The organism is Microbacterium sp. A93 (genome assembly GCF_051842835.1).
Genome location: NZ_JBPXMT010000003.1, coordinates 207,967 through 224,684 on the forward strand (window position 1 = coordinate 207,967; position 16,718 = coordinate 224,684).

13 protein-coding genes are annotated in these 16,718 nt (G+C 70.3%); 12 read left to right on the forward strand and 1 reads right to left on the reverse strand.

Annotation, left to right across the window (positions count from 1 at the left end; all coding sequences use genetic code 11):
* Positions 1-8: 8 nt before the first annotated feature.
* Complete coding sequence (locus ACSU1G_RS09055) at positions 9-869, forward strand: GNAT family N-acetyltransferase (protein WP_439279946.1); 861 nt, start codon at positions 9-11, stop codon at positions 867-869.
* Here ACSU1G_RS09055 and ACSU1G_RS09060 read toward each other — a convergent pair.
* Positions 866-1,573, reverse strand: coding sequence for a TIGR03085 family metal-binding protein (locus tag ACSU1G_RS09060; protein WP_439279593.1), 708 nt, complete (start codon positions 1,571-1,573; stop codon positions 866-868). The genes ACSU1G_RS09055 and ACSU1G_RS09060 overlap by 4 nt on opposite strands.
* 39 nt (positions 1,574-1,612) lie before the next feature.
* Here ACSU1G_RS09060 and hisI point away from each other — a divergent pair, with 39 nt between their 5' ends.
* The 11 genes from hisI (at position 1,613) to pyk (ending at position 16,702) form a co-directional block, all read left to right on the forward strand.
* A complete protein-coding gene (gene hisI / locus ACSU1G_RS09065; protein ID WP_439279594.1) occupies positions 1,613-2,038 on the forward strand; it encodes a phosphoribosyl-AMP cyclohydrolase in 426 nt (141 codons plus the stop codon).
* Positions 2,031-3,632 (forward strand): anthranilate synthase component I, encoded by a 1,602-nt coding sequence (locus tag ACSU1G_RS09070; RefSeq protein ID WP_439279595.1) that lies wholly within the window; start codon positions 2,031-2,033, stop codon positions 3,630-3,632. The genes hisI and ACSU1G_RS09070 overlap by 8 nt, the downstream gene beginning before the upstream one ends.
* On the forward strand, positions 3,629-4,279 hold the full coding sequence (locus ACSU1G_RS09075) for a Trp biosynthesis-associated membrane protein (protein WP_439279596.1): 651 nt from the start codon (positions 3,629-3,631) through the stop codon (positions 4,277-4,279). Before ACSU1G_RS09070 ends, ACSU1G_RS09075 begins: the two co-directional genes overlap by 4 nt.
* A gap of 125 nt (positions 4,280-4,404) precedes the next feature.
* Positions 4,405-4,677, forward strand: coding sequence for an HGxxPAAW family protein (locus tag ACSU1G_RS09080; protein WP_439279597.1), 273 nt, complete (start codon positions 4,405-4,407; stop codon positions 4,675-4,677).
* Complete coding sequence (gene trpC, locus ACSU1G_RS09085; RefSeq protein WP_439279598.1) at positions 4,677-5,498, forward strand: indole-3-glycerol phosphate synthase TrpC; 822 nt, start codon at positions 4,677-4,679, stop codon at positions 5,496-5,498. The genes ACSU1G_RS09080 and trpC overlap by 1 nt, the downstream gene beginning before the upstream one ends.
* Positions 5,499-5,587: 89 nt before the next feature.
* Complete coding sequence (gene trpB, locus ACSU1G_RS09090) at positions 5,588-6,898, forward strand: tryptophan synthase subunit beta (protein ID WP_439279599.1); 1,311 nt, start codon at positions 5,588-5,590, stop codon at positions 6,896-6,898.
* On the forward strand, positions 6,898-7,716 hold the full coding sequence (trpA, locus tag ACSU1G_RS09095; protein WP_439279600.1) for a tryptophan synthase subunit alpha: 819 nt from the start codon (positions 6,898-6,900) through the stop codon (positions 7,714-7,716). Before trpB ends, trpA begins: the two co-directional genes overlap by 1 nt.
* Complete coding sequence (gene lgt / locus ACSU1G_RS09100) at positions 7,713-8,747, forward strand: prolipoprotein diacylglyceryl transferase (protein WP_439279601.1); 1,035 nt, start codon at positions 7,713-7,715, stop codon at positions 8,745-8,747. Before trpA ends, lgt begins: the two co-directional genes overlap by 4 nt.
* 128 nt (positions 8,748-8,875) lie before the next feature.
* Positions 8,876-13,657, forward strand: a complete 4,782-nt coding sequence (locus ACSU1G_RS09105; RefSeq protein WP_439279602.1) for a glutamate synthase-related protein — start codon at positions 8,876-8,878, stop codon at positions 13,655-13,657.
* A complete protein-coding gene (locus ACSU1G_RS09110) occupies positions 13,650-15,155 on the forward strand; it encodes a glutamate synthase subunit beta (RefSeq protein ID WP_439279603.1) in 1,506 nt (501 codons plus the stop codon). The genes ACSU1G_RS09105 and ACSU1G_RS09110 overlap by 8 nt, the downstream gene beginning before the upstream one ends.
* Before the next feature lie 53 nt (positions 15,156-15,208).
* Positions 15,209-16,702: a pyruvate kinase gene (pyk, locus tag ACSU1G_RS09115; RefSeq protein WP_439279604.1), complete on the forward strand. Its 1,494-nt coding sequence runs from the start codon at positions 15,209-15,211 to the stop codon at positions 16,700-16,702.
* The last annotated feature ends 16 nt before the right edge of the window (positions 16,703-16,718 follow it).

Consider the following 16,718-nt stretch of genomic DNA (forward strand, 5'->3'; position numbering starts at 1 on the left):
TACAGCACCTGACCGTCCTGGGCTGGCCCGCCGTCGAGTCCCAGGACGTCGGCGGTTGGACCGTGCGCTTCTCCTCCGGGATCACCCGCCGGGCCAACTCCGTGGTCTCTGCGGACATGCCCGCAGAGGTGACCGCGATGGAAGAGGCGGTCGACGAGGTCGAGCGTCGCAGCGCCGAGCGCTGGCTGGCCCCGACCTTCCAACTGTGGCGGCCGGCGTCGGGCGCTCGGTGGGGTGCTGAAGGCCATCCTGGCGGTGACGCTGACGGTGGCCGAGGTGCCGCAGGTGCCGCTGATGTCCCTGATGATGCCGCCACCGTTGCCTTCTTCGAGGGCCAGCAGCGCCTGGGTGACCTTCTCGAGGGACGGGGCTACGAGGACGTGGCACCCACTCAGGTCCTCTGGATGGACGGCAACGACTTTCCCGCGGACACCGAGTGGGACCGGCGCATCCTGGTCAGCGAATCACTCAGCGAGGACTGGCTCTCCGCCTACATCGACCCCGCCTCCGGCGATGACCCCGCCAGCCGGCTGGTGCACCGCCGCCTGCTGAGCGGAGGACGGAGTCGGTTCTACAGCTGCCTGGATGCCGACGGGAACATCTGCGGCGGCGCCAAGCTGTCCCTCGTCACGCCGGAGGGTTCGGAGCGGGCCTTCGCGGGCATCTACGCCCTGTGGGTCCGGGAGGACGTGCGTGGACGGGGGATCTCGGCCTCACTCCTGGATGCCGTCTTCAACCATCTGGTCCGCCTGGACGTGGCCGGGTGCTGGCTCCAGGTCGAGGAGCGCTCCACCCGCGCGCTGCAGGTGTATCAGGCAGCCGGTTTCAGCACCGTGGCCGGGTACCGATACCTCACCCACCCGCACTAGTCCACGAGGACGAGGGCATGCCCCCGCCGGCCGAAGCCGTGCAGGACCAGCTCGCCGGCGGGGCCGGCGATGGTCTGGGAGGGGCCGTCCTGGGCCGCGGGACGCGCGACCACGCGCTGACCGGTGCTGCGCGCCAGGACGATCCCGGTGGTCTCGGAGCGGTACAGGAGTCGGGCACGGCGGACGAACTCGGTGAACAGGGCATCGGCGTAGTCATCGGCGAGGTGCCGTGGAGCCCAGCGGTCCTGCGCGCGCCGGACATCCTCGGTGTGGACGAAGAACTCGAGCAGGTTCGCGGCCTGGGCGGCCCGGCGCGCCGGCTTCGTGCCCTTCAGCCGCCCGGAGACCTGGTCGGCGACCGCCGCGGCCCGTGGGTGGCCACGGAGGAGGGCCGGTGGCCGGGGGCCGGCCGCCACGCGGTCCACGAGCTGCTGGTAGGCCTGCGGCCCGCTCGCGGCGTCGCCCACGGACAGGGTCTTGCGATCCAGGGAGCGGGCCAGCGGGGGTAGCAGCAGGCCCGCGACGAGCGGGGAGTTCTCGCGGAGCATGATGTGAGCCGCCAGGTGCTCCGTCTTCCATCCCGCACAGAGCGTCGGCTGCCCCGGACCGGCGGCCAGCAGCGCCTCGACGAGTGCGTCTCGCGAGGCGGCCGTGAAGTCACGTCCAGGGGTGGTGCCGGAGGTCCGGTCGGCGTGGGTGCCCATAACAAGGCCAACGCTACACGGAGCCTAGACTGGACCACCATGGACAACGCCGCCGCTCAATCAGTTGCACTCGACCCCGCGATCGCCCAGCGGCTCAAGAAGACCCCGGACGGTCTGGTGGCCGCGATCGCCCAGCAGCATGACACCGGAGAGGTGCTCATGCTCGGGTGGATGGACGAGGAGGCACTGCGGCGTACCCTCACGAGCGGCCGGGCCACGTACTACTCGAGGTCCCGTCAGGAGTACTGGCGCAAGGGCGACACCTCCGGGCACACCCAGACGGTGGTGGCCGTGTCCCTGGACTGTGACGGCGATGCGCTGCTCGTCCAGGTGGACCAGGTGGGCGCAGCCTGCCACACGGGCACCCGGACCTGCTTCGTGGGCCGCGGCCTGCCCCTCGCAGGACGTCCTGCCCACCAGAATCCCCAGCATCAGACTCACCAGGAGGCCCCCACGGATGCGTGAGCTAGGCACGATCACCCCGACCGCCGAGGAATTCGAGGCCCTCGCCGGCACCCACCGGGTCATCCCGGTCACCCTCACGGTCCTGGCCGACGGGCTGACCCCCATCGGCATCTACCGGCGCCTCGCCGCAGACGAACCCGGCACCTTCCTGATGGAGTCGGCGGCCCAGGGCGGGGTGTGGTCCCGCTACTCGTTCATCGGCGCGGGGAGCGCGGCCACCCTGACCACGCGGGATTCCACGGCCCACTGGCAGGGTGAACCCCCGGCCGGGGTGCCGACGGAGGGCGATCCCGTGGAGGTGCTGCGCCAGACCCTCGACCTGCTGGCCTCGGACATCCCGGGCGGTGGGGGCCGGGACCGGCCGAACCTGGTCTCCGGAATGGCCGGTTTCCTCGGGTGGCCGACCGTGCGCCATTGGGAGGGCCTGCCCAACCCGCCGGCGGATGACCTCGGCCTGCCGGAGATGGCCATGAACCTCATCACGGACCTGGCCGTGCATGACACGGTGGACGGCACGGTCACCCTCGTGGCCAACGCGATCAACCACAACGGCCTGGCCTCCGGCGCCCCCGCCGCCTGGGAGGATGCGGTGCAGCGGCTGCATTCCATGGCCGCCCGTCTGACGGCCGCCCCGGGCGCCGTCCACGACCCCGTGTCCGTGGCCCCACCGAACTGGCTGGACGTGGACGTGGCGGCTCACGTGCACGACTCCTGGACCCACGAGGGCTTCCTGGACGCCGTGGCCAAGGCCCAGCACGCGATCGTGGAGGGCGAGGTCTTCCAGATCGTGGTGTCCCGTCGCTTCTCCGCGCAGACCTCCGCGAGCGGCCTGGACATCTACCGGGTGCTGCGCGCCATGAACCCCAGCCCCTACATGTACCTGTTCTCCTTCGAGAAGCCCGACGGCGGCCGGTACCAGATCGTCGGATCCTCGCCGGAGGCGCTGGTCACGGTCAACGACGGCTCCGTCATCACGCATCCGATCGCCGGCTCCCAGCCACGGGGGGCCACGGTCGAGGACGACCACCTGCACGAGAAGCTACTCGTCAACGATGAGAAGGAGCGGGCGGAGCACCTCATGCTGGTGGACCTGTCCCGGAACGACCTGTCCAAGGTCTGTGTCCCGGGCAGCGTGTCCGTCACCCAGTTCATGGAGGTCGAGCGCTTCAGCCACATCATGCACCTGGTCTCCCATGTGGAGGGGCGGTTGGAGCCGGGGCAGCGGCCGCTGGACGTGCTGGCGGCGGCCTTTCCCGCCGGTACCCTGTCCGGGGCGCCGAAGCCCCGCGCCCTGCAGCTGCTGGATGAGTGGGAACCGCAGGAGCGCGGTCCGTACGGCGGGGTGGTCGGCTACTTCGATCTGGCCGGCAACATGGACATGGCCATCAACATCCGCTCCGCCACACTCGTGGACGGCACCGCCTACGTCCAGGCCGGTGCCGGGATCGTCGCCGACTCCGACCCGGAGACCGAGGCGGCCGAGACCGTGACCAAGTCGAGCGCGCCGATGCGGGCGGTCCTGGCCGCCGGTCTGCTGCGCACGGTGGACAGCACAGCCGGCACCACAGTGGAGAGCACGGTGGAGACGCCATGACCCTGAAACGTCGCACCGCGGTCCTCTGGGCCATCGCCGCAGGCGCCATCATCCTCGGCACCGGAGCCCAGACGTGGATCCAGTCCACCGGTGTCTCCGGGCTGGCCACCACCTCGGTGACCACCACCGGGAACCAGGCGGCCGCCGTCGTACCGGCCATGGGGCTGGTGGGCATGGCCGCGGGCATCGCCCTGTCCATGGCACGGCGGATCGGCCGCTGGATCGCCGCCGTGCTCCTGATGCTGGCGGGCGTGGCCGCAGGCCTCTCCGCCGTCTACGCCGCACTGGATCCCGCAGCCGCCGCCCAGGCCCAGGTCTCCCAGGCCAGCGGCACCACGGCGGACGCCGGCAGCTACGCGGTCACCGTGTGGCCCTGGCTCACCCTGATCGGCGGCGTCCTGCTGCTGCTGTGTGGCCTGACCATCCTGGTCCTCGGCCGGGGCTGGGCCACGAGCCGCCGGCACGAGAGCCCCGTGGCGGCCGGGGCCGTGGGACTCCCGACGGCACCGGGCGTCTCGACAGCACCGGCGGGCGGCCCTGCCGCGGCGGGAACCGAACCCGGATCCGCCGGTGGGGGCGAGGACGACACCGATCTGGACGAGATCGATGCCTGGGACGAGCTGAGCCGGGGACAGGATCCGACCTAGGTGAGATCTGCGGGATCCTGCCGCGGTTCCGTGGCAGAATGAGGAGCAGACCCGATCAGCCGCCGCCCTCCCGCATCCCGGAAGTGCGGCGGGCCTCGATGCCATTGGAACGAAAGGGACGGTCCATGACCACCTCGCACCGCACCGCCGAAGACGACCTCGTGCTCAATGATCCGACGCACGCCGAGCCCCTCGGCCACGGCAACTCGCCGGCCGCATGGACGCTGGTGCTGCTGATCCTCGTGGGTTCGCTCCTGGCCGGCGTCGGCATGCTGGCAGACCTGTTCTTCCTGATCATCGCCGGTGCCGTGGTGGCCGTGGCCGGTCTCGTCGCCGGGTTCATCATGAGCAAGGCCGGCAAGGGCACCCAGGGCCACGCGAAGCCCTCCCGGCACTGATGGCCACCGTTCTCGACGAGATCATCGTCGGGGTCCGCGCCGACCTCGAGGAGCGTCGCCGCGAGGTGTCCCTGCAGGCCATGTCCGAGCGGGCCGCCGACTCCGTGCGGCTGGCCCCGGCCCGGGACGCCCTGTCCGCCCTGAGCGGGGGACGCGGTGATGACCGCGGGATCCGCATCATCTCCGAGGTCAAGCGCTCCAGCCCGTCCAAGGGCGCCCTGGCAGACATCGCCTCACCCGCGGAACTGGCCCGCGCCTACGAGGCGGGAGGTGCCTCCGCCATCTCCGTCCTCACCGAGCGGCATCGTTTCGGCGGTTCGCTGCAGGACCTGGATGCCGTCCGGGCCGCCGTGGACATCCCCGTGCTCCGCAAGGACTTCACGGTGGACGAGTACATGATCCACGAGGCCCGTGCCCACGGTGCCGATCTGGTCCTGCTGATCGTCGCCGCCCTGGATGACGCACAGCTGGCCGATTACCTCGCCCTGACCCACGAGTTGGGCATGGACGCGCTGGTCGAGGCCCACACGGTTCAGGAGATCGAACGTGCCGTGGCCGTCGGGGCCCGGATCGTCGGCGTCAACGTCCGGAACCTGAAGACCCTGGATGTGGATCCGGCGAACTACGCCACCCTCGCCCCGAACCTGCCGGAGGGTGTGGTCCGGATCGCCGAGTCCGGCGTGCAGGGCCCCGAGCAGGTGGCCGACTACGCCCGGGAGGGTGCTGACGCCGTCCTGGTGGGTGAGGCCCTCGTGAAGCACGGGGACCCGAGCCAGGCCATCCGCGATTTCCGGGCCGCCTCGCTGACGGTGCGCGGCTGAGCGGCAGCTGGGTGCCACCGGCTCGAACCGCACCGCCGCCACTTCTTTCTCCGTCCTGACCAACCGATGACCACAGACTGGACCGTACGATGATTGAGCACACCGGGAGCTATCAGAACCAGCCTGGACCGTACTTCGGTCCCTACGGTGGGCGCTGGATGCCCGAATCCCTGATCGCCGCGCTCGAGGAAGTGGATCGGACCTTCACCCAGGCCCGGGACGATCCGGACTTCATCGCCGAGCTGCAGGATCTGTTCACCAACTACGTGAACCGCCCGTCCCTGCTCACGGAGGTGCCACGGTTCGCGGCGGACTCCCCGGGCGTCCGGATGTTCCTCAAGCGCGAGGACCTCAACCACACCGGCTCCCACAAGATCAACAACGTGATCGGGCAGGCCCTGGTGGCACGGCGGATGGGCAAGACCCGCCTGATCGCCGAGACCGGTGCCGGCCAGCACGGTGTCGCCACCGCCACCGCGGCCGCCCTGTTCGGGATGGAGTGCACCGTCTATATGGGCGAGGTGGACACCCAGCGCCAAGCGCTCAACGTGGCTCGGATGGAGATGCTCGGTGCCACCGTCATCCCCGTGACCACCGGTGTGCGGACGCTCAAGGACGCCATCAACGAGGCCCTGCGGGACTGGGTGGCCTCCGTGGACACCACCCACTACCTGCTCGGCACGGTGACCGGCCCGGCCCCCTTCCCGGCCATGGTGCGGTACTTCCACTCGGTGATCGGCGAGGAGGCCCGCGAGCAGATCCTCGCCAAAGTCGGCCGCCTCCCGGACGCGGTCTGCGCCTGCGTGGGTGGCGGCTCCAACGCGATGGGCATCTTCCACGGCTTCCTGGACGATCCCGAGGTGGAGCTCTACGGACTGGAGGCCGGCGGCGAGGGGATCGAGACCGGCCGCCACGCCGCCTCCATCAACCTCGGCCGGACGGGTGTCCTGCACGGCGCCCGGACCTACCTCATGCAGGACGAGGACGGGCAGACCATCGACTCCCACTCGATCTCGGCGGGACTCGACTACCCGGCCGTCGGCCCCGAGCACGCCTGGCTGCATGACACGGGACGGGCCACCTACGAGCCCGTGGGCGACGATGAGTGCATGGACGCCTTCCAGCGTCTCTGCCGGACCGAGGGCATCGTTCCGGCCATCGAATCAGCCCATGCCCTCGCCGGAGGCCTGCGCCTGGCGAAGCGCTGGGCGGACGAGGGCCTCGTCGGGCCCGGAACCGCCGCCGGCGAGGAGAAGGTCATCATCATCAACCTCTCCGGGCGTGGGGACAAGGACGTGGCCTCAGCGGCCAAGTACTTCGGCATGCTCCCGGATCACCCGACCCCCGAGGGTGGAGACGTCGACGCCGTGGCGGCACGCCCCGAAGGAGCACAGAACTGATGAGCGAGCAGACCCCGGAGGGGAACACCCCGATCCGATCATTGACCACTGAGGCCATCGAGGCCGCGCGCACCGCCGGCCGCACCGCCTTCATCGGCTACCTGCCGGCGGGCTTCCCCACCCTGGAGGACTCGATCGAGGCCGCCGTGGCCCTGGGCAACAACGGGGCCGACGTCATCGAGATCGGCATCCCCTACAGCGATCCCGTGATGGACGGGCCGGTCATCCAGGCCGCCACGAGCCAGGTGCTGGCCGCCGGCTTCCGCATCGACGGGGTGTTCGAGATCATCCGCGCTGTGACGCAGCGCACCCGGGCCGCCGTGGTGGTCATGACCTACTGGAACATCGTGGACCGGATGGGCGTGGAGACCTTCGCCCGCCGCCTGGCCGAGGCCGGGGGCGCGGGGATCGTCACCCCGGACCTGGTGCCCGAGGAGGCCGGGGAGTGGTTCGAGGCCTCCGACCGGTACGGCCTGGACCGGATCTTCCTGACCGCACCGAGTTCCACGGATGAGCGCGTGCAGCTCATCACCGAATCCTCACGCGGCTTCGTCTACGGGGTCTCCGTCATGGGCGTCACCGGGGCCCGCTCGGAGGTCTCCACGGCCGCCGAACAGGTCGTGGCCCGTGCCCACGCCGCCGGCGCCCCACGGGTCGCCGTCGGCCTGGGCATCTCCCAGCCGGAGCACATCCGCGAGATCGGCGCCTATGCCGATGGGGCGATCGTGGGCACCGCCCTGGTGGCGGCGCTGCGCGACGGCGGCCCGGCCGCCGTCGGACAACTGGCTGCCACCCTGGCGACCGGTGCCGTGCGATGAGCATGACGTCCTGGGATACCTCGGCCCTGATCACGGCGGCGATCCCCGCGCCCGGCTGGGACGCCTTCCACCTCGGCCCGGTCACCATCCACGCCTACGCCCTGTGCATCGTGGCGGGCATGGTGGTGGCCCTCTGGCTGTCCTCGCAGCGCTGGAAGACGCGCGGCGGCCCCGAGGGCAGCATCATCGACATCTCCATCTGGGCCATCGTCTTCGGCCTCGTGGGGGCCAGGCTGTACCACGTGTTCTCCTCTCCGACGGCCTACTTCGGCCCGAACTTCGACGGCACGGGTGACCTGACTAAGATCTGGCGCGTCTGGGAGGGTGGCCTCGGGATCTGGGGTGCCGTCGCGCTCGGCGCGGTCGGCGCCTGGATCGGATGCCGCCGGTACGGCTTCAAGCTGGCCGCCTATGCCGACGTCGTGGCGCCGGCGGTGTTGCTGGCCCAGGCCATCGGCCGGCTCGGCAACTACTTCAACCAGGAGCTCTTCGGCGGGCCGACCACCCTGCCCTGGGGCCTGCAGGTCGCCGCGGACCACCCCAACTTCCCGGCCGGGGCCTTGGAGGGCACGCTCTTCCACCCCACCTTCCTGTACGAGATCGTCTGGAACCTGGCCGGCGTGGCCCTGCTCCTGCTGCTGGACCGGAGGCTACGCCTGCGCCGCGGCATGATGCTGTGGTCCTACGTGGCCTGGTATACCGCTGGACGCACCTGGATCGAGACACTCCGGATCGATGAGGCGGAGATGGTCACGCTGTTCGGCACCACCCAGCGCCTGAACGTCTGGACGTCGCTGTTGATGTTCCTCATCGCCGTGGGCTTCCTGGTCTATCTCGGCCTCACCCGCCCGAAATCCGCCGAGGCCCGTGCTCTGGCCGACTCTGTGTGGCGCGAGGGCCGCGAGCCGGTGCCTGAGGTCGATGAGCGGGAGGCCGATGAGCCCGAGGCGCCTGCCCTGACCGGTGACGACGAAAGAGTTAACGCCGACGAAACAAAAAAAATCGGCGATCCGGCCCCAAACGCTGAGTGAGTGGCCCTTACCTCAGTAGAATCGAGTCCACTGCACTGACCCGAGACGCCTGAGCGTCGCAGGGCCACCGGGGCCGACGATGTCCCCTTCCACCGCAGCAGATCCCACTGCGCACCGGAAGGATTCACATGACATTGCGCGTTGACCACGAGCAGCCAGACGGCGAACAGCCGGACCGCCAACTGCCGGATGACTCCGCCCAGGACAGACTGGCGAAGGATCCGAAGAACCCCTTCAACCGGTACTCCGGCCTCCCCGCCGAGCAGGGGCTCTACCACCCGGACGCGGAGAAGGACGCCTGCGGGCTGGCGGTGATCGCCACCCTGCGCGGTGTGCCCGGTCACGACATCGTGGAACACGCCCTCGTGGCGTTGCGCAACCTCGAGCACCGCGGCGGGGTCGGCGGGGATGACGGCACCGGGGACGGGGCCGGGATGCTCCTGCAGATCCCGGACGCCTTCTTCCGCGCGGTGCTGGATTTCGAGTTGCCCGACGCCGGCCGGTACGCGGTCGGGACGGCCTTCCTCCCGCAGGAGGAGACCGAGCGCGCCGAGGCGGTGGCCGGCATCGCCGAGCGCGCCGCACAGGAGGGCCTGACGGTCCTGGGCTGGCGGGACGTCCCCGTGGACACCGCGGTCCTCGGGGCCTCGGCCCGTGCGGTCATGCCGCACTTCGCCCAGCTGTTCCTGGCCGTGGACCCCGCGGCCATCACGGAATCCGTGGGGGAGTCCCTCGACGCCCGGGCCTTCCGCGTCCGCAAACGCACCCAGAACAAGTACGGCGTCTACTTCCCCTCCCTGTCCGCCCAGACCATCGTGTACAAGGGCATGCTGTCCACCGCCCAACTCGAACCGTTCTACCCGGACCTGTCCGATGAGCGCTTCGCGACCTCACTGGCCGTGGTGCACTCGAGGTTCTCCACCAACACGTTCCCGTCCTGGCCGCTCGCGCAGCCCTTCCGGACCATCGCCCACAACGGCGAGATCAACACCGTCAAGGGCAACCGGAACTGGATGCGGGCCCGGCAGTCGATGCTGGCCTCGCCCGTGCTCGGAGAGGAACCGGAGACGCTCTACCCGATCTGCACGCCGGGAGCCTCCGACTCCGCGAACTTCGACGAGGTGGCCGAGCTGCTGCTGCTGGGCGGCCGTCCGCTGAGCCACGTGGTCATGATGATGATCCCGGAGGCGTGGGAGAACCACGAGTCCATGGATCCGGACCGGCGCGCCTTCTACGAGTACCACTCCATGTTGATGGAGCCCTGGGATGGCCCCGCCGCCGTGGCGTTCACCGACGGGCGCCAGATCGGCGCCGTGCTGGACCGCAACGGACTGCGCCCGGCCCGCTACTGGGTGACGGACGACGGCCTGGTGGTGCTGGCCTCGGAGGTCGGCGTGCTGCCGCTGGCACCCTCCCGGATCGTCCGGAAGGGCCGCGTGGCCCCGGGCCGGATGTTCCTCGTGGACACCGCCGAGGGGCGGATCATCGAGGACAACGAGATCAAGGCCGAGGTGGCCAACGCCAACCCGTGGCGCGAATGGGTCAGCGAGAACCTGATCAGCCTGAGCGATCTGCCCGAGCGGGAGCACGTCACCTATTCCTCCACCTCCGTGGCCCACCGCCAGCGCACCTTCGGCTACACCACGGAGGAGTTGCGCGTCCTGATCGGACCCATGGCGGAGCACGGTGCCGAGCCCCTGGGTGCCATGGGCACGGACACCCCGATCGCTGTGCTCTCGAAGCGGCCGCGGCTGCTGTTCGACTACTTCACCCAGTCCTTTGCGCAGGTCACCAACCCGCCGCTGGACTCCATCCGGGAGGAGATCGTCACCTCCCTGCGCACCTCGATCGGCCCGGACGGCAACCTGCTCTCCGCCGAGCGGGTGCTCTCCTGCCACATCGGACTTCAGTTCCCGGTCATCGACAACGACCAGCTGGCGAAGATCGCCAACCTGCGGGTGACTCCCGGCCCGGCGGTCGGCCCGGCGGTCGGCCCGCCGGTCGGTCCAGCGGAGGGGGCGGCGGAGGGGGCTGCGGCGGGTCCGGCGCCGGGCACCAAGGCCAGCCTGAAGGTCCGAGGCCTGTACCGGGTCGACGGCGGCGCCGCCGGGCTGCAGGACCGGCTCACCGAGATCTGTGAGCAGGTCTCCGCCGCGGTGAACCGCGGGATCCAGTACATCGTGCTCTCCGACCGTGACTCGAACGCGCAGTGGGCGCCGATCCCGTCCCTGCTGCTGCTCTCCGCCGTGCACCACCACCTGCTCTCCTCGGCGAACCGGACGCGTGCCTCGCTGCTCGTGGAAGCCGGGGACGTGCGGGAGGTCCACCACGTGGCCGTCCTGATCGGCTATGGGGCCTCCGCCGTGAACCCGTACCTGGCCATGGAGTCCGCCGAGGACCTCGTGCGCACCGGCGCCATCACCGGTATCACCCGGGCCGAGGCCGTGGCCCACCTGATCCGGGCCTTGGGCAAGGGCGTGCAGAAGATCATGTCCAAGATGGGCATCTCCACCGTGGCGTCCTACTGCGGGGCCCAGACCTTCGAGGCCATCGGCCTGTCCAGGACTCTGGTGGACCGGTACTTCTCCGGCACCAGGACCCCCCTGGGCGGGGTCGGGCTGGAGGTCATCGCCGCCGAGAACGAGCAGCGGCACCGGGCGGCCTATCCGCCGGACGGCAATGACATCGACCCCTACCGTGAGCTGGAGACCGGGGGTGAGTACCAGTGGCGCCGGGACGGGCCGCCGCACCTGTTCAACCCGGAGACCGTCTTCCGCCTGCAGCACTCCACCCGCACCCGGCAGTACGGCATCTTCAAGGACTACACCCGCCTCGTGGACGAGCAGTCCAGGGACCTGATGACCCTGCGCGGGCTGCTGAGGCTGAAGACGGGGGTGCGCCAGCCCGTGCCCGTGGACGAGGTGGAACCCGTGTCGGCGATCGTCAAGCGCTTCTCCACCGGGGCCATGAGCTACGGCTCCATCTCCCGGGAGGCCCACGAGACGTTGGCGATCGCCATGAACCGGCTCGGCGGCAGGTCCAACACCGGGGAGGGCGGCGAGGACCCCGAGCGGCTCCTGGATCCCGAGCGGCGCTCGGCGGTCAAGCAGATCGCCTCGGGCCGCTTCGGGGTGACCAGCCTGTATCTGGCCACGGCGGATGACCTGCAGATCAAGATGGCCCAGGGGGCCAAGCCCGGCGAGGGCGGCCAGCTGATGGGTACCAAGGTGTACCCCTGGGTGGCCTCCACCCGGCACTCGACCCCCGGCGTCTCCCTCGTGTCCCCGCCACCGCACCACGACATCTACTCGATCGAGGACCTCGCCGAGCTGATCCACGATCTCAAGCGGTCCAACCCGGCAGCCCGCGTCCACGTCAAGCTCGTCTCCGAATCGGGGGTCGGCACCGTGGCGGCAGGAGTGACCAAGGCGAAAGCCGACGTCGTGCTGATCTCCGGGCATGACGGTGGCACCGGCGCCTCGCCCCTGAACTCCCTCAAGCACGCCGGTTCACCGTGGGAGCTCGGACTGGCCGAGGCCCAACAGACCCTGATGCTCAACGGACTGCGGGACCGCGTCGTGGTACAGGTGGACGGCCAGCTCAAGACCGGCCGGGACGTGGTCATCGCCGCTCTGCTCGGTGCCGAGGAGTTCGGCTTCGCCACCGCCCCCCTGGTGGTCTCGGGATGCATCATGATGCGGGTGTGCCACCTGGACACCTGCCCCGTGGGGGTGGCCACGCAGAACCCGGAGCTGCGCTCCCGCTTCACCGGCCGGCCCGAGTTCGTGGTGACCTTCTTCGAGTTCATCGCCGAGGAGGTGCGCGAGTACCTGGCCGAGTTGGGCTTCCGCAGCCTCGAGGAGGCCATCGGACACCTCGAGGTGCTGGAACGGGACGCCGCGATGGACCACTGGAAGACCCGCGACCTGGATCTCAGCGGGATCCTCGACGGCTACGATCCGGCCGACCCGGAGACGGCCCGCCAGCTCTCCAACACCCACGGGCAGGACCACGAACTGGACCGGCACTTCGACAACGACCTCATCACCGCGGCCGAGCCCGCCATCGCCCACGGCACCCGCGTGGACCTCAGCCGGAGGATCGTCAACACGGACCGCGCGGCGGGCACCATGCTCGGCTACCACGTCACCAGCGCCCGCCTGCTGGACGAGTTGGCGGCGGACACGATCACCGTGAACCTGACGGGGGAGGCCGGCCAGTCCCTCGGCGCGTTCCTGCCCGCGGGCATCACCCTGCGCCTGGCCGGTGACGCCAACGACTACGTGGGCAAGGGCCTGTCCGGCGGGCGGATCGTGGTGCGACCCGATCCGGCGGCGGGCTTCGCGGCCGAGGACAATGTGGTGGCCGGCAACGTGATCGGCTACGGGGCCACCTCCGGGGAGCTGTTCCTGCGCGGCCGCGTGGGCGAGCGCTTCCTGGTGCGCAACTCCGGGGCGACCGCCGTGGTGGAGGGCATCGGAGACCACGGCTGCGAGTACATGACCGGTGGCCGGGCCCTCATCCTGGGCCGCACCGGCCGGAACTTCGGTGCGGGCATGTCCGGCGGCACCGCCTGGGTGCTGGACCTGGATGTGGCCACGCTCAATCCCCTGGCCGTGGCCCAGCATGACCTGCTGCTGCTGGAACCCGGCCCGCAGGACCGCCGGGACATCGCCGAACTCTTGAAACGGCATCTGGCGGAGACCGGTTCACCGGTGGCGGCCCTGCTGCTGCGGGACCTGGCGGCGGATCTGGCCTCCGGCCGGGACACCGTGATGACCCGCTTCACCACCGTGCTACCGGCCACCTACGACGCCGTGCTCAAGGCCCGTGCGGCCGTCATCGACGAAGGACTAGACCCGGACGGCGAAGCCGCCTGGGGTCGGATTGTGGAGGCTACCCGTGGCTGATCCCCGTGGATTCCTGAACACCCGCAAGCGGCAGGACCGCCCGTCCCGCCCGGTGCCCGTGCGCATCCTCGACTTCAAGGACGTCTACGTCCGTCAGGACGAGGCCGTCGTCCGCACCCAGGCCGGCCGCTGCATGGACTGCGGCGTGCCGTTCTGCCACCAGGGCTGCCCGCTGGGCAACCTCATCCCCGAGTGGAACGACCTGGTCCGCCGGGGCCGGTGGGAGGAGGCCGCCGCCCGGTTGCACGCCACCAACAACTTCCCGGAGGTCACGGGTCGCATCTGCCCGGCCCCGTGCGAGTCCTCCTGCGTGCTGGGCATCAACCAGCCGGCCGTGACCATCAAGCAGACCGAGGTGTCCATCGCCGAGGCCGCCTTCGAGAACGACTGGCTCGAGCCCGTCATCCCGCAGCGACTCAACGGGCACACCGTGGCCGTCGTCGGATCGGGACCCGCCGGGCTGGCCGCCGCCCAGCAGCTCACCCGGGCCGGCTTCACTGTGGCCGTCTTCGAGCGGGAGGGGCGGATCGGCGGGCTGCTGCGGTACGGCATCCCGGACTTCAAGATGGAGAAGGACCTCCTGGACCGCCGCCTGACCCAGATGGAGGCCGAGGGGACCCGTTTCCGCACCGGCGTGGCGATCGGCACCGACCTCAGCTGGGCGCAGCTGCGCGGCCGTTACGACGCCGTCATCATCGCCACCGGGGCGCCCGTCCCGCGCGATCTCCCCGTGCCCGGCCGTCAGCTGGACGGCGTGCATTTCGCGATGGACTACCTGGTGCAGTCCAACCGGGAGCTCAACGGTGAACTGTCGGTTGAAGCGGCCGCTGCACAGATCCGGGCCGACGGCCAGCACGTGGTCATCCTCGGCGGCGGGGACACCGGCGCGGACTGCATCGGGACGGCCCACCGTCACGGTGCGGCCTCCGTGACCACCCTGGCCATCGGCAGGGAACTGCCCACCGAGCGTCCGGCAGACCAGCCGTGGCCTCTCACGCCGAGGATCTACGAGGTCAGCTCCGCGGACGCCGAGGGGGGCACCCGCGAGTACCTCGCCTCGACGGTGGAGTTCCTCGGGGAGACGGGGCCTGACGGCATCGAACGCGTGCGCGCCCTGCGCGTGGCCCAGACGCAGTACCTACCGGACGGGCGCCGTGTGCCGGTGCCGGGCTCCGAGCGGGAGATCCCCGCGGATCTGGTGCTGCTCGCCCTGGGATTCACCGGGGTGGAGGATGCCGGCCTCACGGCCGAGGGAAGCCGACCGCCCGAGGAGGCGGCCGGCGTCGTCCTCGAGCGGGGTCTCATCAAGCGGGACCACCGCTACGAGACAGAGACCCCGGGGATCTTCGTGGCCGGTGATGCCGGGCGGGGCGCCTCGCTGGTGGTGTGGGCCATCGCGGAGGGGCGAGCCTGCGCCCGGGCCGTGGACGAGTCGCTGGAGACCTGGACCCGGCTGCCGTCCCCGGTGGAGCCGACGGATCGTGCCATGTCGGTCTGAGAGCTCCCACGCCTGTTCACCTCAACGTCAGTTCGGCTCGTTAGGCTGGGAGCATGAGACACGCCAAGATCGTCGCCACGTTCGGCCCGGCCAATGAGGGATACCAGAACACCAAGAACCTGATCGCCGCGGGGGTGGACGTGGCCCGCCTGAACATGAGCCACGGCAGCTGGGACGTCCATGAGCGGACCTTTGCCGACATCCGGAAGGCCGCGAAGGACCTGAACCGCCCGGTGGCGATCTTCGCCGACCTGCAGGGACCCAAGATCCGGTTGGGCCGTTTCGCGGACGGCCCGCATGATCTGGCGGTGGGGGACCGGTTCACGATCACCACGCGGGAGATCGAGGGATCCGCCACCGAGTGCAGCACCACCTTCAAGGGGCTCCCGCAGGATGTGCGGCCCGGTGACGCGCTGCTGATCGATGACGGCAAAGTCGGCCTGCGCGCCGTGGAGGTCTCCGACACCGAGGTCGTCACCGAGGTGGAGGTCCCCGGGACGGTGTCCAACAACAAGGGCATCAACCTGCCGGGGGTGGCCGTCAACGTTCCGGCACTGTCCGAGAAGGACGAGGCGGACCTGCGCTGGGCCCTGGACATCGGGGTGGACATGATCGCGCTGTCCTTCGTCCGCTCCGCGGAGGACATCACCCGCGTGCACGAGATCATGGATGAGAAGGGCCGGCGCGTACCGGTGATCGCGAAGATCGAGAAGCCGCAGGCCGTGGAGGCCTTGCATGGCATCGTGGACGCCTTCGACGCGATCATGGTGGCACGCGGGGACCTCGGGGTGGAGCTTCCCCTGGAGGAGGTGCCGCTGGTGCAGAAGAAGGCGATCGAACTGGCCCGCCGCTGGGCCAAGCCGGTGATCGTGGCCACCCAGGTGCTGGAGTCCATGATCGACAGCCCCCGGCCGACCCGGGCGGAGGCCTCCGACTGCGCGAACGCCGTGCTGGACGGAGCGGACGCCGTGATGCTCTCGGGGGAGACCTCGGTGGGCAAGTACCCCGTGTTGACGGTGGAGACGATGGCACGGATCATCGAGTCCACGGAGACCCACGGGCTGGACCGCATCCGTCCCCTGGGCTCCCGGCCGAAGACCCGCGGAGGGGCCATCACCCGTGCCGCCGTGGAGATCGCCAACCAGCTGGATGTGAAGTTCCTGGCGACCTTCACCCAGTCCGGTGACTCCGCCCGCCGGCTCTCCCGCCTGCGCCCGCAGCAGATGATCTACGCCTTCACCCACGTGGAGCACACCCACAACATCCTGTGCCTGTCCTGGGGCGTCCTGCCGAAGATGGTGCCGTTCGCCTCCTCCACGGACGAGATGACGGCCCAAGTGGACCGGTCCCTGCTGAGGGAGGAGATCGCCGGGGTGAACGACCTGGTGGTCATCGCGGCCGGGTCCCCTCCCGGCAAGCCCGGGTCCACCAACATCGTCAAGGTCCACCGCATCGGTGACCTGGACGACTCCGGTGGCGTGCTGGAGGGCCAGGCGACGCCGGACCGTGAGCGGGTCGGGATCTGGCCGGCGCGCTCCCCGCTGTGAGTCCCCAGCCCCTCTG